The sequence below is a fragment of the Bacteroidota bacterium genome (assembly GCA_016715945.1).
Taxonomy (GTDB): Bacteria; Bacteroidota; Bacteroidia; order Bacteroidales; family F082; genus JALNZU01.
Window position 1 is genome coordinate 1,359,767 of the sequence record JADJXJ010000001.1, and the last position, 21,128, is coordinate 1,380,894.

Here is a 21,128-nt window from a genome sequence, read left to right on the forward strand (position 1 = left end):
TTGCAATGAAACAGCGCAATGCAATCATTCACTCCACAGGCATGTATGCGCCTGAACGGGTGGTTCCAAACAGCTACTTCGATGCCCTGCTGGGCGAAAATGTGAGCGAGTGGCTTGAGCAAAACGTGGAAATTTACGAGCGAAGGTGGTGCAACGAAAACCAGAGCACAGCCGATCTGTGTGTGGAAGCCGCACGCGATGCCATGGAAAGAGGAAATGTTAATCCGGAAGACATTGATCTGCTGGTCATTTCGACCGACACCCCGGAGTACATCTCACCATCGACCGCATCGAAAGTGCAGCACCTGCTGGGCATGTCAAAGGCAGGCACATTTGACCTGAACACTGCCTGTGCCGGTTTTGTGACTGCCCTCGACCTGGGCGCCAAATACATCCGCTCCGACGAAAATTACAACACAGTGATGGTGATTGGCGCCTACGCCATGAGCAAATATTTGAACATGAGCGACAAAAAGACCGTCACCCTGTTTGCCGATGGTGCAGGCGCAGTCATCCTGAAAGCTTCGGACGAACCCGGGCGGGGGTTCCTGGCCAGCCAGCTCATCACCAAAGGTGAATATTATGGCCACATGGGGATTTATGCAGGAGGAACGAATACCCCTGTCAACCAGGAGGTTATCAGCAACAAGGATCACCTGCTTAAGTTTGTGACCAAGTTTCCGAAAGAACTGAACCCCGAGATGTGGAGCATGATGGCCCGCGAGCTCAGCCGGCGCATTGGCGTCGAACCCACGGATGTGGATCATTATTTCCTCACGCAGATCAACATCAACAGCATACGCGAAACCATGGACAGGCTGGGTGTGGATCGCTCGAAAGCGCCAACGGTGATGCACAAATATGGCTACACGGGTTCGGCCTGCATTCCGTTTGCCCTGCATCAGACTGTGCTGCAAGGCAAGGTAAAACGTGGCGACCTGATGTATTTTATCGGATCGGGTGGTGGACTGGCATTTGCAAGTGCCGCATTCAGGTATTGAGCCATGGAAGCCAACGCACAAACCACAGGCGCATGGATACTGGTGCTGCTCTACATGGCAGGATTGCTCTACCTTGTTTTTAGAGGTGCACGGCAAACCCGCAGCCTGAGCGATTATGCCCTGGGCAGCGTGGTGTTTTCGCCGGTGGCGGTGGGCCTTTCGCTGGCTGCATCCATGACGAGCGCTGCCACCTTTGTCATCAATCCCGGTTTTATTGCCAATTTCGGCATATCGGGGGTGATCAGCTACGCCATTGCTTTGCCCATAGCTGCCGTGGTGTCGCTCATCCTGCTCACCAAGAGCTTCCGGCGCTACGGCCAAACGGTTAAAGCCCTTACCCTGGCACAGTGGGTCGGGTCGCGCTACCAAAGCAAACCCTTTGCCCTGCTGATGGGTGTGCTGGCGCTGCTGCTGCTCACCTTTATCGTGCTCATCGTAGTAGCACTCACCAAGGTTTTGTCGTCGGCCTTGCAGCTCAACGAAATGGCCGTGATGGTCGGTATTGTCATCTTTGTGTTTGGTTATATGATGTTCGGCGGGGCCAACAGCATGGTGTACACCAACACCATTCAGGCTGTCATCATGATTGTGGTGGCTTTGCTCCTGATTGGCAGCGGATATGAACATTTCAAAGACGGTTTGGGCAACTTTTTTGGCAAACTCGCCACCATTGACCCCGTATTGGTCAAAGCTACCAATCCCGCAAGTCCCTTGTTCAGAAACCTTTACGAGATCATTTTTGCGCAGGCGGTGGTGGGTATTGCCATTGTGGTTCAGCCGCACATCATCACCCGGTCGCTGCTTTTAAAGAAAGAAAGCGATGTGAACAAGTTTCTGGTAACGGCTGTGGTGGTCGAACTCCTGTTTTTCTCGGTGGTCATTGCCGGATTATATGCCCGGCTCACCTTTCCCGACCTGAGCATAGATGGCAAAGCACTTCCCAACGATGGCATCATTCCGGCTTATGTGAGGGCAGTTTATGCGGGCAGTCCGCTCGCACTTGTAGCCGGTTTGTTTGTGATTCTGGGTTTGATTGCAGCCGGCATGTCCACCCTGGAAGGTTTGGTGCAGTCAGTTTCGACCACGATCACCTCCGACCTGCTCAAACCCCTGTTGGGCAATCGCCTGCCTGAAAACAGGCTGGTGTTTGTCAACCGCCTGGCGATCGCATCCATGGCCTTGATTACCATTTACTTATCGCACAGGCAGCTGGTGGCTCCAAAACTCAGTGTAGGCATCTTTGCCCAAAACGGGGTGTATGCCTATTTCAGCGCGGCCTTTATCCCGGTCATCTTTGGCATCTTTTTGAAAGATGTCAGGGCGTGGGTGCCATTTGCAGCAGCAATATCGGCCATCGTGGTCCACTTTGGTGTTTACTACCTGCTTCCGTCAGCTGTTGAACAATTTGGCTGGCAGTTTGGCTTTTTCACCAGGTTTCTGGAAGGCCCGGTTCGCAATCCGGCCATTGCCAGTTCGACAGCCATCGTATTTTCTACAATTATTGGTTTTATCTTACTGAAAATAAGCAGATTAAAACAATGAATGTTTTCGACTGGACCTCACGCTGGGCCATGTACAAGCCCGAAGCCATTGCGCTGGAAGAGTTTGAGACAGGGCGCAAACTCAGTTGGAAACAACTGAATACACTTTGCAAATACCAGGCAGCAGAGTTTAGTTCGACCCACGGCCTTAAAAAAGGCGACCGCATTGCCATTCTGGCCGAGAACTCGCTGGAGCTGGCAGTGCTGTTTGGGATGGCCCTGAAAACGGGCATCATACTGGTGCCGCTCAATTACAGGCTCACACCAGCCGAGCTGGACTATATGCTGGGCAACTGTGCACCTTCACTGATCGTCTATGACCAGAAGTTTGAAGATAAAGTGCTGGGATGCAAACTGACGCCCGGGAAAAAACTGTTGATGGAAACACTTGCACAAAAGAACGACAGGTTTCTGGCGCTGGGTGAGGAACCCAATTTTGAAAATGCCGGATTGCATGGTGATGACCCGGTGTTTCTGATTTACACCTCAGGTACCACGGCCTTTCCGAAAGGCAGCATCTACACCCATCAGATGTTGCTCTGGAACAGCATCAACACCCAGCTGCGCCTCGACCTGACCTCGGAAGACCGTTCGCTCAACTGCGCCCCTTCGTTTCACACCGGCAGCTGGAATGTGCTGATGACACCTTTCTGGCATCATGGCGCCTACACCCTGTTTATGCGCAAGTTCGAAGCCGCCGATGTGTTGCAGGCCCTCGAAAATTACCACATGACCATATGGTGGGCGGTGCCGACCATGCTAAAAATGCTTGCCGAGGAGTCGGCATTTGAACAATGTCAACTCGAAAAGCTGCGTTATTTTGTGGTGGGCGGCGAGGCCATGCCTATTCCGCTCATCGAGCTATGGCACCGCAAAGGCATCCTCATCCGGCAGGGCTACGGACTCACTGAAGTTGGTCCGAACGTTACCTCGCTCAGCCACGAAGACGCCATCCGCAAGCAAGGCTCGATTGGAAAGCCCAATTTCTATTACCAGATACGCATTGTGGACGAGCATGGCAACGACCAGCCTGCCAATGTGCCCGGCGAGCTCTGGCTGAAAGGCCCCACGGTGACCCCCGGTTACTGGAACAATCCTGAAGCCACAGCCGAGGCCATTGCCGATGGCTGGTTCAAAACAGGCGACCTGGTAAAAGCCGACGACGAAGGCTATCTGTACGTGGTGGACCGCATCAAGAACATGTATATTTCAGGAGCCGAGAACGTGTATCCTGCCGAAGTGGAACATCGTTTGCGGCAGCATCCGGCCGTGGAAGAGGTGGCCATCATCGGTGTGCCCGACGAGAAATGGGGCGAAGCCGGCATGGCCTTCGTAAAGCTGAAAGACGGTTCGACGGCAGATGAAAATGAGCTCCGGACTTTTGCCCTTCAGCATCTGGCAAAATATAAAGTGCCAAAGCATGTTATTTTTGTGTCGGCCCTGCCAAAAACCGATTCAGGAAAAACCGACCGCAAACAACTGCGAAACTTGACAAAAACGATAATCGACAATTCAACAAATCATTAACCCAAAATCACAACAAAAATGAAGTACAGAGCAATCACAATCATGGCGCTTTTCATGGCGCTTGCAAGCACCTTCACTGCATGTAAGAAGGACGACCCGGCCAATCCGGCCACCATGCTGGAGCTCACCCTGTCGGACGACAACAAGACTGCAACCCTGGTGTTTTCTGAGGGTGTGTACGGCAAAGCCGACAAAACCGGTGCACTCGACGGGAACTCGTTCAACGTTACGATGAGCGGTGGTACAGCCACAGCCGGCAACTTTACTGTGTCGCACACCCCCGGCGCCAGCACTGTTACCTTTACTTTCACCTTTGGCGGAGTTGCCAACGGACAGGAAGTGATCACCATTGCACCCAAAACAGCCACATCCATCTACAACGCTGCCGGTGCCGCCACCCCAGTCTCCGAATCGAAAAGCGTGAACCTGCGCGAACTAGGCCTCATCGGACGCTGGTACTCCTCACGTGCCAATGTAGCCCCTATCCTGATTCAGCTTGGCATCGACTCGATCTATGCCGAGTTTCGTGCCAACAACACCTACACTGTTGAGTCGTTTGCAGGCGGCGCCAAAACCACCCTCACCGGCACGTTCACCCAAACCAAAACGACTACCAACGACATCTGGACCATTGTGGTGAACCAGTCGCAGCCTACCGCACTGAAGTCGGAAGGCATCTTCAAGATTTTTGCCGGCTCACCTGTAACCATGAAGTATGAAATTGCCCAGACAGAGCCGCAGATACCCGGCGTGACCCCACCCACCCCTGCCGGCGGAATTGGCAGCACCAGCGGAGGCGCCTTCGGCATGCTCAACGTACAAACCTATATCCGGATGGATTAATCCACGCAACCTCTCCAAGGGGATACTCCTGAAACAGCTCCGGGACGGTCGGATGGCCGTCCCGGCTGATTTTCAAACTATTGAGCTACAAACCAAATAAGATGAAATGAAACAGACACTCACCCTTTTAAGTATGCTGCTGCTGGTTTCTGCTGTCAGCGCACAAAACCCGGGGGTACAATATTTTCGGGAAGCAGTGCCCGAAAAGGCCAACAAGGAATTTCAGTTTCTGGCGTTCTTTATCAATCAGGGGGTGGCTTCGAACTTTTATCCGCAAAACGAGTTTCTGCGCGGACAGGTAATCGGAAGGCTTTTCGGCGCCAACAGCACAACCACCTCCGACACTGCCAAAGCTTTATATATTGAGCAACGCATCATCCCGTTTTTCATTTACCAGCCCCATCTGTTTGATGGCAAGGCCATTTTGCGGGCCTCGCTCGAAATCGACTGGACTTATGGTGATGCTTCCTATGGCGTTGGTGGCAACCTGGGCGCAGCGCTTTCGGCCGACCAGGTGAACATACAGACCCAAAACATTGAGCTTGAGCTCATCCCTAAAACCGGGTGGGCCATCAACCTGGGCTTGCAACGCATGTTCGACACCCCGTTCAATCCCTACAGGACGCTATTTGACAAAATGACCAACAGCGCCTACCGGCTCGCCTATTATGGCACCGACGCTGCCGGCATCACTGTGCGTCACGATCGTGATTTCGGGCGTTACAAGTGGGGGTTCTACAAATACTACGAAAACGACGTGTTTCGCGACGACGATGTGAACATGTTCGAGTTTATGGCCGACCGCAGCCTGAACCCCCTCTGGAAACTTGGTGTTTCGGCCAATTATGTGCGCGACCGCGCATCGGGCAAAGGCGGGGTTTCGATCCTCGGACAAGGCCTCAACTCGCTGCTGGCCGACCACAACGGCACCTTTAAATTCAAATTCGGGCCGGTGCCCTACAAAGCCGACATTGTCTGGCTGGGCACCTACTTCAGCCGCAACCTCGACCTGATGGCCGACCGCGTTTCGCTCAGCGGATTTTTCAATTACAACCTCGGTCAGGCCAGGGTGCTCACAACCGGACAATGGGAAAAAGGTGCCGACATAGGCGGATTTGGCGCCAACCTGAAAGGATTGTACCGTTATGGCCAAACCCCTGACGACCACGTGAAACTCGACCTGATTTACACCAGCGGCGACAAAGACGGGCTGGACGACAAAAAATACAGCGGCGTGCTAACCGCAAACACCTGGGGTGGCCCGGGTGCGATCTTCATCAGCAGCGGCGCCTACATCCTGATGCCGCACGGCAATGTGGTGAACCGTTTCACCCCTGCCATTGCCGATATTTCGAATATGGGCTATGGGCTGAGCGCCGCTACCACCACATTTTCAAAGGCTTTCATACCCTACAAGTTCATTGGCCGGTTGGGTGGAGCTGTGGCGTTTGGCAATGTAAAACCCTCGGCCGGCGGCTACCACATGGGCACCGAGGCCAATCTTGCGCTGGTGTATAACCCGGGTACCTACATGAGCATAGAGTGGCACACCGCCCACCTTTGGCTCGGAAAGTTCTACGACAGCGCCGACCAACGCTACAGTGCGCCCGTAAACGGCGGCACTCCCGGTGTGCGTCCGGTGAATCCCTGGACTACGTTCCTCGTGTTTAAATGGTTAATGTTTTAAGATCTTACGCACATGAAAACCAATACGATACACCGGATCCTGGCATTCAGCCTGTTGTTTATCCTTGCTTCAACACACCTGCAAGCCCGAAGCCCCATGACATCCGAAAAGCCAAAGCGTATCCATACTTATGCCAATCTGCCGCGCATTGCCAGCTTCGACGAACTGGAGTACCCCTATGAAGTGAAAAAAGCCCGTCTGGCCGACGACCTGATGATCGCCTATGTGGATCAGGGCGACCCCTCCCTACCCCCTTCGCGCACCATCATCCTGATTCATGGCCTGGGCAGCTACCTCAAAGCCTGGAACAAGAACATTCCTGAGCTTTCGAAAAACTACAGGGTCATCGCCATCGACCTGCCCGGGTATGGCAAATCGGGCAAAACACCCCATCCCGGAAGCATGAGCTGGTATGCCCAGTCGGTGGTGAAGCTCATGAACCATCTCGGACTCGAAAAAGCCTGGATTGGCGGTCACAGCATGGGCGGACAGATTGCCATGGTTATGGCCCTGATTCATCCGGAAAAAGTGGAAGGACTGATACTGGCTGCACCAGCAGGTTTCGAAGCATTCACCAAAGGACAGAAACAATGGTTCCGCAACGTGATGACCCTCGACGGGGTGAAAAAAACACCTGTGGACGACATCCAGAACAACCTCTATTACAACTTTTACCGCATGCCTGCTGATGCGGAGTTTATGATCACCGACCGCATCATGATGCGGCATGCCAGCGACTTCGATGCCTACTGCTATGCGGTGGTGCAAAGCGTGAACGGCATGGTGGATGAGCCGGTGCTCCCCTTCCTGGACAAGATCGACAAGCCAACGCTGATTCTGTTCGGCGAAAACGACAACCTGATTCCCAACCGCTTTCTGAATCCCGGCCGCACCCGCGACATCGCTGAGAACGGTCATAAACGAATCAAAAACAGCAAGTTGGTCATGGCCCCAAAAACGGGACACTTCGTACAATTCGAGGCTGCTGAGATGTTCAACCAGGCAGTAAAAGACTTTATCAAATAGCCAAAGCTGCAAACCAACGAAAAGGCTGTCTCAAAAGCGAGGCAGCCTTTGCTGTATTGTGCCGGCCGGCAGTCCGAATGTACCCGATGCTGCAGGAATCAATTATCTTTGCGCTGCCATGAAAGAAAAAGATAAACCCAGGCTCAGCTTTAAAAACCGTCGTGCCTCATTCGAGTATTTCGTCATTGAGAAATACATCGCAGGAATCGTGCTCACCGGCACCGAAATCAAAAGCATACGCGACGGCAAGGTGAATCTGAACGATGCCTTTTGTTCATTCACCGGGCATGAGCTTTACGTGCGCAATATGCACATTGCCGAATACAGCCATGGCACGTACAACAATCATGAGCCCAAGCGCGACCGCAAACTATTGCTCAACAGGCGCGAACTGCGCAAGCTGGCCACCAAAGTGAAGGAAAAAGGGTTCACCATCGTGCCCCTTTCGCTCTTTATCGACGACAACGGACGCGCCAAGCTCGAGATAGCCCTGGCCAAAGGTAAACACCACTACGACAAGCGCGAAGACCTGAAAAGCCGCGACATGAAACGTGAAATCGAACAAGCCTCAAGATACTAAACTCCATGAAAAGACTTCTTATCCTGTCAATTGCAATATTTTTTGTTCACGGACTTGCAGCGCAGCAGGCTGTGCAGTGGCATAGTTTTGAAAAGGCAGTGGGTCTGGCTTCCCAAAAACCACGTAAGATATTTATCGACATGTACACCGACTGGTGCGGCTGGTGCAAGAAAATGGATAAGGATACCTTCGGCAATCCGGTAATCGCGGCATACCTCAACAAACACTTCTACCCGGTGAAATTTGATGCCGAACGCAAAGACACGGTCACATTCATGGGACAGAAATTTGTCAATACCAATCCGGGAAGGAGCCGCCATTCGCACGAGCTGGCCCGTACACTGCTTCAGGGAAAGATGTCGTACCCTTCGTTCGTTTTCATGGACGAAGAAATGCGGGTGATCACCGTGGTGCCGGGCTACTTCCCTCCGGCCGATTTCGAACCGGTGCTGCATTTCATTGCCACAAATGCCTACCAGACCACCAGCTGGGAAGATTTCAAGGCCAGGTTTAAAGGGCAGGTTAAGTAGGTTTTGGAAAAGGATTCCTGCTCAGGGGATTCAAAGATTCAAAGGTTAAAGTAGCGGCGACTTGAGCGATGCTCTGTGGTTAAAAAAACAATCCACCACGGAGAACACAGAGTTACACAGAGAGAAAACCTCTGTGGCCCTCCGTGCCCTCTGTGGTTAAAAAAAATCCACCACGGAGAACAGAGAGTTACACAGAGAGAAAACCTCTGTGGCCCTCCGTGCCCTCTGTGGTAAAATAAATCACCACGGAGAACACAGAGTTACACAGAGAGAAAACCTCTGTGGCCCTCCGTGCCCTCTGTTGTTAAAAAAAAAAATCACTACGGAGAACACAGAGTTACACAGAGAGAAAAACACTCTGTGGCCCTCCGTGCCCTCTGTGGTTAAAAAAAATCCACCACGGAGAACACAGAGTTACACAGAGAAAAACTATAATAGTAAAATGGAAACAAATCAGATTACAGAGAAAATTATCGGCTGTGCCATTGAAGTACACAGGCATCTTGGACCCGGCCTGCTCGAAAGTGCATACGAAGAATGCTTGTTTTACGAACTTGTAAATGCAGGTTTGGAAGTCAAAAAGCAACGTGCCCTCCCGTTAGTTTATAAGGATATAAGATTAGATGCTGGCTACCGCATTGATTTATTGGTTGAAAACACGGTTATTATTGAAATAAAATCAGTTGATGCATTTGCAGAGATACACAAAGCACAACTAATGACTTACATGAAGCTGGCTGACATAAAAGTGGGATTGTTGCTGAATTTTAATGTTACCCGTATGAAAGATGGTATTGTCAGGTGGGTAATATGAGACAATTCACCACGGAGAACACAGAGTTACACAGAGAGGAAGAACTCTGTGGCCCTCTGTGACCTCTGTGGTTAAAAAAACACTCTGTGGCCCTCTGTGACCTCTGTGGTTAAAAAAATTCACCACGGAGAACACAGAGTTACACTGAGAGAAAACCTCTGTGGCCCTCCGTGCCCTCTGTGGTTAAAAAAATTCACCACGGAGAACACAGAGTTACACAGAGAGAAAAAACTCTGTGCCCCTCTGTGACCTCTGTGGTTAAAAAAATTCACCACGGAGAACACAGAGTTACACAGAGAGGAAGAACTCTGTGGCCCTCTGTGACCTCTGTGGTTAAAAAAACACTCTGTGGCCCTCTGTGACCTCTGTGGTTAAAAAAATTCACCACGGAGAACACAGAGTTAGACTGAGAGAAAACCTCTGTGGCCCTCCGTGACCTCTGTGGTTAAAAAAACACTCTGTGGCCCTCTGTGACCTCTGTGGTTAAAAAAATTCACCACGGAGAACACAGAGTTACACTGAGAGAAAACCTCTGTGGCCCTCCGTGCCCTCTGTGGTTAAAAAAATTCACCACGGAGAACACAGAGTTACACAGAGAGAAAAAACTCTGTGCCCCTCTGTGCCCTCTGTGGTTAAAAAAATTCACCACGGAGAACACAGAGTTACACAGAGAGAAATAACTCTTGGCTTTGGCTGCTGAAATCGTGTATTAGTTTTTGCGAGATCAATAGCAGATTCGGGCTTTCCACCTCCCATCAAGTTCACCGTAAATGCGACAGATAACCGCCCCGTATTCCCACAGCTGAGGCTTACCTGACTTTTTTGCTTTGGGCACGACGTTTTTTTTGTTTTTCCACCACCAGGTCGATCCGGCCCAAATACTGACCGCTTTTGCCCATCTGGGCAAGGATAACCGGCCTGCCATCTGCATTGGGGATTGCCGTTTCGGTGATGAGCTGGTGGGTATGGCCACCGATAATCACGTCAATGTACCTTGATGAACCTGCCAGCGCAACATCGTTTACCGGGCTGTTCTTGGGGTCGGAGCCCAGGTGCGACAGGCAGATGACAAGGTCGCATTTTTCGCTTGTGCGAAGCAGCAGGGCAATGCTGTCGGCCACAGCAATCGGATCGTTGAAGACCATACCCTTGTAATTATTTTGAAACACCAGACCCTCAGGATTGATCCCCAGTCCGAAAATCCCGATGCGCAGCCCCCCTCTTTGCACAATGTGGTAAGGTTTGACCAGACCGTTCAGCGGAGTATTACGGAAGTCGTAATTGGCGCTGACTAAAGGCACTTTATTTTTTTGAAGTATCAATGCCAGGGAATCGAGTCCGTTGTCGAATTCGTGGTTTCCCAAAGTCACGGCATCGTATTGCATCCGGTTGAGGGCGTCCACTTCGATGCGGCCACCGTAAAAGTTGAAATAGGGCGTTCCCTGAAGGAAGTCGCCCGCATCCACCAGCAGCACATTGGGCTCGGTGCGGCGGATATGATTGATGACCCCCAGTCTTCGGGCATAGCCACCCATGTTGTTGTCGGTGGGTTCCACCTGGCTGTGGGTGTCGTTGGTGTGCAGAATGACCAGCCTGGTACCCTGAGCCATCGTGGCCAAGCCAATCAAAAAAAGTGTAAGCAGCAAAAAGTATCTTTTCATACGATCAGTTTTTTCGGTTTTACTCATTGATCACACGGATGCGGCCGTCGAGGGTTGCGTTGATGTGTCGTCCAGCTGCAGTTTCTTTTTGCACATAGCGCATCAACATGTCTCTGATTTTCAATCCTGTAGGTTGCTGCCGCTCAGCACGGTTCAATGCCGTCATGCCATCGTTGCCGGCCGCCAGATAATCGTTGGTGGCAAGGGTGTACATTTTATCCATTTCGATGGGTTGTCCACCCACGAGGATGTTTACAGCCTCTTGGTTTCTGATTTCCATCTGCAAGCCCGATACGCCCTGTCCGCCCACGCTGGCAAAAAACTCCAGCAGATCAATAAGATGTTCTCCTCGAAGCCATAAAATGACCAGCTCATTTTCGAATGGCATGATCTCGAAGATTTTTCTGCGGGTGATGTCGCCAGCAGGGAGTCCGGCGCGGATGCCCCCGAGGTTGACGACAGCCACATCCACCGGGCTTCCTAGAATGCCGGATGCTTCGTGCCAGTACACATCAGCCACCAGGTTCGAGAGCAGACTTTCGGGGCGATGCACCTTCATATCTACAGCCGATGTGCCAATCACCGCACCCATTTCGGCTTCCATTCGCACTTTAAATGGATGAATATAGGACAAATACGAGCTGTCAGCCAGCGTATCGGCTTGTGCATCCAGGGCAATTTTATCTGATTGCCAATAAGTGACCACCGCTACCTTTGGGCTGCAGGCACCAAAGAAACCAAATAGCAGCAAGTACGACAGTAGTTTTTCAAACTTCATTTCACTGGTATTTTATCATCAATACAAACTCAAGCTGTAATTAGAAGGCGGATGTATTTTTCGGCGTGTCAAAGTTAATCACGGAGGTCGGATTAACCTATAGCTTTTTTTTCCGATGTCTGACGTGGCACCTGGCTGCAGGAGAAGTAAATGCCGTTTTCAGAGGCAACCATTTAAATAGCTGATTTAAATTTAGTTATCAAGAATGTTCACAAGACAAAAAACTTTTCGGATTGCTTGCTGCACGGGCTAAAATTGAATTGCCAACCCATCTTTTATTCCTTAACTTTGCCAGCGAACGCAGTTAAGCTGGTAACAGATAACCGGTCAAAATCAAAACCTTCAGGTGCCGGGAGGCACCATACCCAAAACAAACCATTAGCATGGAAAAGAAAAAGCCCAGTTATGAGGAACTTGAGCAACTCCTCGAGGAGGCAAGGGCAACCATTGAAGCAATGAAAACAGAACGCGGGGCATCTGGATTAGAGGTCACAGAAGCGTCGCAAATTGAAGGCCAGAAGTTTTCCACCTTTGGCGAACTCCCTGTCCCGAAGGACTTTCTGACCCAAAGGCTGATCACCGCCTTTCGGGCAGTTAAAGACCTGATCTGGATTCTGGACAAAGACCACAGAATACTTTGGACCAATCAGGCCAGTATAGAGGGCCTGCCATGCTGTTGGATGCTCAACAGCAGCCCCTGCTTCGGTCAGCTACACAACCGGCAGGAACCAATACCAGGTTGCCCTCTGGAACGCAGCAAGGAAAGCCTGAAAAGGGAAAAGCTGGAAATGACTGAGAACGGAAGGCACTATGAGATTACTGTTGACCCCATACTTGATGCTGAGGGCAGGTTCGATGGCTGCGTGCACGTATTGTCAGATATTACAGAGGCAAAAAATATACAGTTATCCCTCGAGCGGAGTGAAAATCAATTCAGATGGCTTGCCGAGAAAGCAACGGACATCATCTACAGGTATGAGTTCAAACCCCGTCGCGGTTTCACTTATGTGTGCCCTTCGGCCACCCGCATCACAGGATACACCCCAGAAGAACACTATGCCGATCCTGATCTGGGTATGAAACTGGTGCATCCCGATGATCAGCCCCTGCTTGCGGCTTATTTTGAAAATCAGGGAGCTTTCGAAAAACCACTTGAGCTGCGTTGGATCAGAAAAGACGGAAGCATGCTCTGGACTGAACAACGCAATGTGCCCGTTTTTGATGAAAAGGGCGATATTGTGGCCATCAAGGGAATAGCGCGCGATATTACCGATCGGAAACTGATCGAGCTGCAACAACAGGAACTCGAGCGTAAGATGCAAACCATCATTGAAAATATTGATGGTTTGGTGTACCACTGCCGTTTCGACCACGATTGGACGATGGAATACCTCAGTCCGGCATGTCAGAAAATCACGGGCTATCTGCCTGAAGAGCTTATCAACAACGCCCTCCTTTCTTTCAACGAAGTGATTCATCCTGACTACAGGGAATATTGCTGGAACATCTGGCAGCAGGCTCTGCCCGAAAAAAAGACAGTCGAGCTGGAGTATCCCATCATCACAAAATCAGGTGAGGAGCGATGGGTCTGGGAACGCGGTTGTGGGATATTCGACAGCCAGGGCAATATCGTAGCCCTCGAAGGATTTATTACCGACATCACCGGGCGGCGCGAAACAGAGGAGCAACTGAGGAAGTTGTTTCGCGCTGTTGAACAGAGTCCGGTGAGTGTAGTGATCACCGACCGCGAGGGAAACATTGAATATGTGAATGAAAAATTTACCTTGATCTCAGGATACACCAAATCCGAAGTTTTTGGACAAAATCCCAGGATACTTCAATCCGGTATTCAGACGCTCGAGTTTTACAAAAAGATGTGGGAAACGATTACCAGCGGCAAGGTATGGTCGGGAGAATTGTGCAACAAAAAGAAAAACGGAGAGCTTTACTGGGAGCTTGCGCAAATTAGTCCTGTGCGGGGGCTGAACGGCGAAATCACACACTATGTTGCGGTAAAAGAAGATATCACCGTAAGAAAACGCACCAATACCGGGTATAAAATCCTTTATTCGATTTCCCGTCTGCTTCATGACAAGCACGACCTGGTCCGTTTCTTCGAATCGCTACGAAAAGAGCTGGGTCAGCTTTACGACATAAACAACTTCTTTGCAGCAAGTTATGATGACCAGAATGCATCGCTCCGAAAGTGGGTTTTCTATGACGAGAATGATGATTTTGATACCTGGGAAGCAAGGGTTTCCATTTCGGGCCATGTGGCCATGTGGAACCAGACAATTTTTTTGAAGGGAGAAGAAATTCAGCGCTTCAGCCAACTGCACAATATTCCAGATACCGGAACGGAGCCGCAATGCTGGCTTGGCGTGCCCATTGTTGCCAACAAGAAAGTTGTGGGAGTGATGGTAGTTCAGGACTATCACAATCCCAACGCATTTACAGATGCTGACAAGGCATTGCTGGAGATGCTGGCCCATGAAACCGGGGTGTTTATCGAAAAACAACACTATATCAGCGACCTGATTAAAGCGAAGGAGAAAGCCGAGCAAAGCGATAAGCTCAAGTCGGCCTTTCTGGCCAATATGAGCCACGAAATCCGGACACCCATGAATGGCATTCTGGGATTTGCCGAATTGCTCAAGGCGCCCGATCTGAGCAGTGAGGAACGCGACGAATACATCGCGCTCATCAACAAAAGCGGGGAACGCATGCTCAACATCATCAACGACATCATCGATATTTCGCGCATCGAAGCAGGGGTGGTAGAGGTCTATCCCGCTGAAACTGACCTCAACGAACAGCTGAGCTTTATCTACAATTTTTTCAAACCTCAGGCCCAGGAAAAAGGCCTTCAACTGTTGTTGAAAAACGAGCTTCGGCCCGGCCAGAACAAACTCATCACCGACAAGGAAAAGCTGTATGCCATCCTGACCAATCTCGTAAAAAATGCCATCAAGTACACGCATCAGGGGTTTATCGAGTTAAGCTGCCGCTACCAGAATGGTCAGATCTTATTTTCGGTGAGCGACACAGGCATTGGCATACCGAAAGATCGCTAACAAGCCATATTCGAACGTTTTGTACAGGCCGACATAGAAAACCGGATGGCATATCAGGGTGCAGGCATCGGTTTGGCCATCACCAAAGCTTACGTGGAAATGCTGGGAGGAAACATAGGCGTGGAAAGCGAACCGGGCAAAGGCTCTACTTTTTGGTTCACCCTGCCTTCGGGCAAGGAGGATACCTCTGAAATGCATCAAAAGAAACCGGATTTGACAGCTAACCTGCAGGATTCCGGATTCAATAAGCCAGTAATGCTAGTTGCTGAAGACGACGACACTTCTGTCATGCTCCTGCAGCGCATGCTGGAACCTTTGAGCAGCAAACTATTCTGGGCAGACAACGGAACCGATGCCGTTGAAATATTGCGCGCACATCCGGAGATCAACCTGATTTTGATGGACATGCGGATGCCGGTGATGGGAGGCTACGAAGCCACAAAACAAATCAGAAGTTTCAACAAGGACGTCATCATCATCGCCCAGACTGCCCACGCCATGACCGGCGACCGCGACAAAGCGCTCGAGGCCGGGTGTAATGATTACATCACCAAACCCATAAGCAGAGAAAAACTCAAAACACTGATCGGCAAATATTACGATATTTGAGGAGACCAACTGACCATTTGTTCCTGACCAAAACCGGATGCCATGAAAACTGAGATGACAATTCTGGTGATCAGCAAACGCGAGAAAGATCTGAAAGCACTGGAAGCAGTCCCGGTGGGCGAAACAGCCAAAACTTTGCTTGTTGGTGCTGATGGGAATGCTGATGCAATTGCGAATAAGATAAAAGCAGTTCAGCCCGACCTGATATTTTATGCCATTGATGCGGGGTTTCAGGAAAATGAGTGGTCGCTGGTCAGAAAGACAGCCTCCGAAGCGGGCATCCCTTTGATTGCGTGCTATCGCCCGGAACTGATCGGGAATTTCAGGTCGCTTTTGCCCGAAGATGATTTCGACGGACTGCTGCCCATGCCCCCCGATCCGCTGATGCTGTCATGGATGGTGAGGCATGCCCTGAGAACAGCAAGTGAAAAAACATCGCCTGACAGCCTGAGTGCCCGCGCAAATGAGCAAACCCAGCCAGCGGAACCTGGCAGTACGCCTACACTGTCAGATTTTGCACTCGCTGAAAGCCTTGCGGGAATCGGGCACTGGAAGCTGGATCTCGTGAACAACAAATTATACTGGTCGGATGAGGTGTTTCGCATCTTTGGCGTGGAACCTGGCCAGTTTCCGGCGAGCTACGAAGCCTTCCTCAGCTATGTCCACCCCGACGACAGGGAGAAGGTGCACAAGGCCTACACCGACTCGCTTGTGAACATGACACCTTACGAAATAGAACACCGCATTCAGCTCAGCAACGGACAGGTGAAGTACGTCGTAGAGCAATGCATTACGCAGCGCGATAGCGAAGGCCGGCCTTTGCATTCGGTTGGTACGGTGCGCGACATTACGAAGCACCACAATTCAGAGGAAGCCTTGATAGAAGCAAAAGAAAAGGCCGAAGAAATCAATGCCAACGTCACGGCCATCATCGAAGGCACTTCCGACAGCATCTGGGCGTTTGACAGGAACTATAACATACTGTATATCAATCAGGTTTTTCAACGCGATTTTTACGATGCATTCGGGGTATGGCTGGAAAAAGGCAGCAACCTGCTGCAGGGATTGCCCGAAATGCTGCGTCCTTTCTGGAAACCGCGCTACGACAAAGTACTGGCCAATGAACGCTTTACCATAGTGGATGAGGTGGATACCGCCATCGGTAAAATTTACATCGAGGTAACCTTTAATCCGATACTCAAGGACGGCCAAGTTATTGGCGGATCGTGCTTTGGCAGAAACATCACCGAAAGAAAACAGGCCGAGGAAGCGCTCGGGCTAAGCGAGGAACGCTTTAAATCTGTCATTGCATCTTCCAATATTGGTGCATGGGAATATTTCGGAAATTCTGGTCACTTGTGGTGTAGCACTGAATATTTCGAACATCTAGGTTACTCAAAAGAAGAATTCTTGAAAGATCATGAACCAAGCCTGGATGGGATCTGGCTTGCCCTGATGCATCCTGAGGATCGCAAGCGTTCGGAAAAGGTCTTTCAGGACTACCTCGATCAAGGCGCGATGGGTATGTATGAAAATGTTTTCCGGATGCGGCGGAGTAATGGTGAGTATGCATGGATCTGGTCGCGCGGTCAAACCCTACGCGACCGCGATGGCGCGCTGACTGACCGAACGCTGGGAATACACCTTGATATCACAACCCAGATTGAAGCAATCAGCAAGCTCGAAGAAAGTGAAGCCCGGTTCAGGAAAATATTTGAGGATGGAGCCACCGGCATGGTAATGGCTAATGCCGAGTTTAGGTTTATCAAGGTCAATCGCAGATTTTGCGAGATGACTGGTTTAGGTGAGGAAGAGCTGCTGATGAACACTTTTGCAAAAATCACCCACCCGGACGACTTGCCAAAAGACCTGGATAGCCTTGCAAGGCTGATGCGCAGGGAACTGGATGCGTACCGGACCGAAAAGAGGTACCTGCGTAAAGACGGTAGTTTTTTCTGGGCTCAGGCCACAGTATCACCTATTTACGATTCCGAAGGCAAATTTTTGTATTATGTAGGTGTGATTGTGGACATCACCGACAGGAAGCAGGCCGAGGAAGCGCTCAAAGCTGCCAAAGAAAAAGCCGAGGAAAGCGACCGGCTCAAGTCAGCCTTTCTGGCCAACATGAGCCACGAAATCCGCACCCCGATGAACGGCATCCTGGGCTTTGCCGAACTGCTACAGGAACCCGACCTGAGCAGCGACATGAAAGATCAATACATTGCCATGATCAACAAAAGCGGCCAGCGCATGCTCAACATCATCAACGACATCATTGATATTTCGCGCATCGAATCGGGACAGGTGGACATTCGCACGGCGCCCTCCAACCTGAACGAACAAATTGAATATATCCATGAGTTTTTCTATCAGGAAGCCAGGAACAAAGGTCTGCGAATTGAGATTACAGACAGGCTGCCCGATGAGGATGCCACGCATGTGACTGACAAAGAAAAACTCTATGCCATCCTGACAAACCTCGTAAAAAACGCCATCAAATACACCCACAATGGTGGCATCGAAATCGGCTGCATTCGCAAAAACGACCAATGGCTGGAGTTTTATGTCAAAGACACCGGTATCGGGATACCCAAAGATCGGCAGCAGGCAATTTTCGAGCGCTTTGTGCAGGCCGACATCGAAGACCGTATGGCATATCAGGGTGCAGGACTGGGATTGGCCATTTCAAAAGCCTATGTGGAAATGCTTGGAGGCCGCATCTGGGTGGAAAGCGAAGAAAACGTGGGTTCGATTCTCCGGTTTGAACTTCCCTGCAAAAAAGAAAACCCTCTGCCGCAGGCCCTAAAAACATCCGTTTTCAAAAAAGATGAAACAGATGAAAACAAACTTAAGATTTTGATGGTGGAAGATGATGAAGTGTCGGAAATCCTGCTCACCAAAAACATCCGGCCCCTGTGCCGACAGGTGCTGCGTGCGCGTACGGGCGCCGAAGCTATTGAAGTTTTGCAGGCTAACAACGACATCGACCTGATTCTGATGGACCTCAGGCTGCCGGTCATGGATGGGTTGCAGGCCACGCGCGAAATCAGGAAGCTTAACAAGGACGTCGTGATTATGTAACCCTTCGGCCACGAGCATATTTTAGGATGGGGTTGGGTTGCAGATATTTGCGCTTAAAATTTTTGGGATATGATTCGTAAAGAGCGCAAAGACAAAATGTTTTTTTTGGTTGAGCAGTGGGAGCAAAGTGGTCAAAGTCAAAGGTCGTTTGCAATGGCAAATGGGATGAAGCTTTACACATTTCGTTACTGGGTAAATAAGTATCGTTCAAAGGAGCAGGCAACTGGAGGCTTTGTGCAGTTGAATGGGCCATGTAGCACAAACCTGTTGATTCGTTATCCCAATGGCATTGAGCTACATGTGCCGTTGTCTACCCCTGTATCGCTGCTCAAATGTTTAATCCGGATGTGATGATATGTTTTCCATTACTTCGGCAAGGTATTTTCTCTACCTTGAGCCAACAGACATGCGTAAAAGTTTCGACGGCTTATGCGGGCTGGTCACAAGCAAGCTTGGCCAAAACCCCATGAGCGGAGATTTGTACATTTTCATTAACAAGCCACGCAACTGCATCAAAATGCTTCGGTGGGAACCCGGAGGGTTCGTACTGTTTTACAAGCGACTCGAGCAAGGCAGGCTGCAACTGCCCAAACAAAGTATGGATGGGGTGAAAAACCAGATGCTCGACTATAGCCAGCTGGTGATGATAATCAATGGTATTTCAATGGAAAATGCAAGAAAAAACAAGCGATTTTATCGACATGATTTTGTTGGAAACTAAGGTTTAAGGCGGTCATTTCCAGCAGGTTGATTCTGTAATTTTGCCCTATGGCAAGCACAGAAACAATCACTATTTCCAAAGCAGCACATCAAGCCTTACTGGCCGAGCTCAATATGCTTCGTCAAGAGCTTGCACGGCATAAGGACATGGTATCGGAATATGATGCGCTGGTGGTCGAGCTCAAGCTGCTCAAGCATGAACTTGCCCAGCTCAAGCGTATGCTATTTGGTGCAAAGAGCGAACGGTTTGTGGCTGCCAATCCCAATCAACTAACCCTTTTCGAGCTGCCGGAACCTCAGAAACCGGAGCCCCAGACCCAGCAAATAAACTACACCCGTACAAAAGCCGGGCAAAAAGACAAGCAACAACCGCTTCGTCTTGAACTTCCGGCCCATTTGCCACGCAAACAGCAGGTCATCGAACCACAGAACCTTCCTGAGGGCGCCCGCTTCATTGGTAATGCCATCACGGAGGTACTTGAATACGAGCCTGGCAGCATCTATGTCAGGCAGATTGTGCGCCCCAAGTATGTGCTTGGTCAGAACCAGGAACAAACACAGATAGCCATAGCCGAGCTTCCGAGCCTGCCTATCGAGAAAGGTAATGCCGGCGCAAGCATGTTGGCTCACCTGATAGTGAGTAAATACGCAGATCACCTGCCATTTTACCGTCAGGTACAAATGTTCAAACGTCAGAAGCTTCAGTTGTCAGAGTCAACCATCAACGGATGGTTCAGCGCCAGCTGTCAGTTGCTTGAACCGCTATACCATAGCCTTGTGGCAAAAGTTCAATCCTCGGGCTACCTTCAGGCCGATGAAACGCCCATTGCAGTATTGACAAAAGACAAGCCGGGCTCAACACACAAAGGTTACCTCTGGGTGTACCACGATCCGATGGAGCGCCTTGTGGTATTCGACTACCAAGCAGGGCGCGGACGCGAAGGCCCGGAGAAGTTTTTGAAAGACTTTAGCGGAGTGCTTCAAACCGATGGTTATGCAGCATACAACGGATTAAGACTCAAAGGCCATATCTTGCAACTTGCCTGCATGGCACATGCCAGACGCAATTTTGAAAAGGCATTGGATAACGACAGCCAACGGGCTGAAACTGCCCTGTTGCTTATAGGCAAGCTATACCAGATTGAGCGCATGGCAAAAAGAGAATCACCTGAACCATGATGAGATAAAAATCCTCAGACAGCAACAGGCCCAACCTGTGCTTGAGCAGTTGCATCGGTGGCTCAGTGAGCAACATGCCTGTGTCTTGCCCAAAAGCGCCATTGGCCAGGCCATCACTTACATGTTGACCCTTTGGCCAAGACTGATAAGATACCTCGATGACGGACGATATCAAATGGACAACAACCTGATTGAAAACACCATACGTCCTGTAGCCCTTGGCCGAAAAAACTATCTGTTTGCAGGCTCGCATGAGGGAGCAAAGCGCGCAGCCATGATTTATTCCTTGTTAGCCACTTGCAAACTCAATGAAGTAGAACCTTTTGGCTGGCTCAGCCATACCCTCGAGGTACTTCCAGACCACCCGGCCAACCAACTGTACAAACTACTCCCAATAAAAAATCCAAAATAACAAGCAACACGCTCGTGGCCGAAGGGTTACGTGATTATCGCACAAACCGCCTATGCGCTCGCCGG

At 50.4% G+C, this 21,128-nt stretch carries 18 protein-coding genes; 16 read left to right on the forward strand and 2 right to left on the reverse strand.

All coding sequences use genetic code 11. The features are described from left to right. The first annotated feature begins 5 nt into the window (after positions 1-5). From IPM52_05185 to IPM52_05225, 9 genes are all read left to right on the forward strand, one after another. On the forward strand, positions 6-1,001 hold the full coding sequence (locus IPM52_05185; protein ID MBK9291001.1) for a ketoacyl-ACP synthase III: 996 nt from the start codon (positions 6-8) through the stop codon (positions 999-1,001). Between the two features lie 3 nt (positions 1,002-1,004). Next, positions 1,005-2,543 (forward strand): sodium:solute symporter, encoded by a 1,539-nt coding sequence (locus IPM52_05190; protein MBK9291002.1) that lies wholly within the window; start codon positions 1,005-1,007, stop codon positions 2,541-2,543. Beyond that, positions 2,540-4,069 carry a long-chain fatty acid--CoA ligase gene (locus tag IPM52_05195; GenBank protein MBK9291003.1) on the forward strand — a complete coding sequence of 510 codons (1,530 nt, stop codon included), beginning with the start codon at positions 2,540-2,542 and terminating at the stop codon, positions 4,067-4,069. Before IPM52_05190 ends, IPM52_05195 begins: the two co-directional genes overlap by 4 nt. An 18-nt stretch (positions 4,070-4,087) precedes the next feature. After that, positions 4,088-4,912 carry a hypothetical protein gene (locus tag IPM52_05200; protein ID MBK9291004.1) on the forward strand — a complete coding sequence of 275 codons (825 nt, stop codon included), beginning with the start codon at positions 4,088-4,090 and terminating at the stop codon, positions 4,910-4,912. Between the two features lie 106 nt (positions 4,913-5,018). After that, entirely contained in the window at positions 5,019-6,599 is a 1,581-nt protein-coding gene (locus tag IPM52_05205) for a hypothetical protein (protein ID MBK9291005.1), read from the forward strand. Positions 6,600-6,611: 12 nt separating this feature from the next. Then, complete coding sequence (locus IPM52_05210; GenBank protein ID MBK9291006.1) at positions 6,612-7,625, forward strand: alpha/beta hydrolase; 1,014 nt, start codon at positions 6,612-6,614, stop codon at positions 7,623-7,625. A gap of 118 nt (positions 7,626-7,743) precedes the next feature. Continuing rightward, positions 7,744-8,205, forward strand: coding sequence for an SsrA-binding protein SmpB (smpB, locus tag IPM52_05215; protein MBK9291007.1), 462 nt, complete (start codon positions 7,744-7,746; stop codon positions 8,203-8,205). A 5-nt stretch (positions 8,206-8,210) separates the two neighbouring features. Then, complete coding sequence (locus IPM52_05220) at positions 8,211-8,735, forward strand: DUF255 domain-containing protein (protein ID MBK9291008.1); 525 nt, start codon at positions 8,211-8,213, stop codon at positions 8,733-8,735. A 442-nt stretch (positions 8,736-9,177) separates the two neighbouring features. After that, on the forward strand, positions 9,178-9,549 hold the full coding sequence (locus tag IPM52_05225; GenBank protein ID MBK9291009.1) for a GxxExxY protein: 372 nt from the start codon (positions 9,178-9,180) through the stop codon (positions 9,547-9,549). Positions 9,550-10,358: 809 nt separating this feature from the next. Here IPM52_05225 and IPM52_05230 read toward each other — a convergent pair. Beyond that, positions 10,359-11,237 carry a metallophosphatase gene (locus IPM52_05230; protein ID MBK9291010.1) on the reverse strand — a complete coding sequence of 293 codons (879 nt, stop codon included), beginning with the start codon at positions 11,235-11,237 and terminating at the stop codon, positions 10,359-10,361. After that, positions 11,230-11,988 carry a 5'-nucleotidase C-terminal domain-containing protein gene (locus IPM52_05235; GenBank protein MBK9291011.1) on the reverse strand — a complete coding sequence of 253 codons (759 nt, stop codon included), beginning with the start codon at positions 11,986-11,988 and terminating at the stop codon, positions 11,230-11,232. Before IPM52_05235 ends, IPM52_05230 begins: the two co-directional genes overlap by 8 nt. Positions 11,989-12,371: 383 nt before the next feature. Between IPM52_05235 and IPM52_05240 the strand changes: the two genes are divergently transcribed. The 7 genes from IPM52_05240 to IPM52_05270 all read left to right on the forward strand — a co-directional run bounded on the left by IPM52_05240 (position 12,372) and on the right by IPM52_05270 (position 21,063). After that, the gene (locus IPM52_05240) at positions 12,372-15,062 is read left to right on the forward strand and encodes a PAS domain S-box protein (GenBank protein MBK9291012.1); all 2,691 of its coding nucleotides are present in this window, start codon (positions 12,372-12,374) and stop codon (positions 15,060-15,062) included. A 45-nt stretch (positions 15,063-15,107) separates the two neighbouring features. Then, on the forward strand, positions 15,108-15,671 hold the full coding sequence (locus tag IPM52_05245; GenBank protein MBK9291013.1) for a response regulator: 564 nt from the start codon (positions 15,108-15,110) through the stop codon (positions 15,669-15,671). A 42-nt stretch (positions 15,672-15,713) separates the two neighbouring features. After that, positions 15,714-18,752 carry a PAS domain S-box protein gene (locus tag IPM52_05250; protein MBK9291014.1) on the forward strand — a complete coding sequence of 1,013 codons (3,039 nt, stop codon included), beginning with the start codon at positions 15,714-15,716 and terminating at the stop codon, positions 18,750-18,752. Positions 18,753-18,821: 69 nt separating this feature from the next. Then, positions 18,822-19,103: a hypothetical protein gene (locus tag IPM52_05255; GenBank protein ID MBK9291015.1), complete on the forward strand. Its 282-nt coding sequence runs from the start codon at positions 18,822-18,824 to the stop codon at positions 19,101-19,103. Positions 19,104-19,107: 4 nt separating this feature from the next. Beyond that, positions 19,108-19,473: an IS66 family insertion sequence element accessory protein TnpB gene (tnpB, locus tag IPM52_05260; protein ID MBK9291016.1), complete on the forward strand. Its 366-nt coding sequence runs from the start codon at positions 19,108-19,110 to the stop codon at positions 19,471-19,473. 47 nt (positions 19,474-19,520) lie between these two features. Continuing rightward, on the forward strand, positions 19,521-20,651 hold the full coding sequence (locus IPM52_05265) for an IS66 family transposase (GenBank protein ID MBK9291017.1): 1,131 nt from the start codon (positions 19,521-19,523) through the stop codon (positions 20,649-20,651). Further along, entirely contained in the window at positions 20,614-21,063 is a 450-nt protein-coding gene (locus IPM52_05270; protein ID MBK9291018.1) for a transposase, read from the forward strand. The genes IPM52_05265 and IPM52_05270 overlap by 38 nt, the downstream gene beginning before the upstream one ends. Positions 21,064-21,128: the final 65 nt, after the last annotated feature.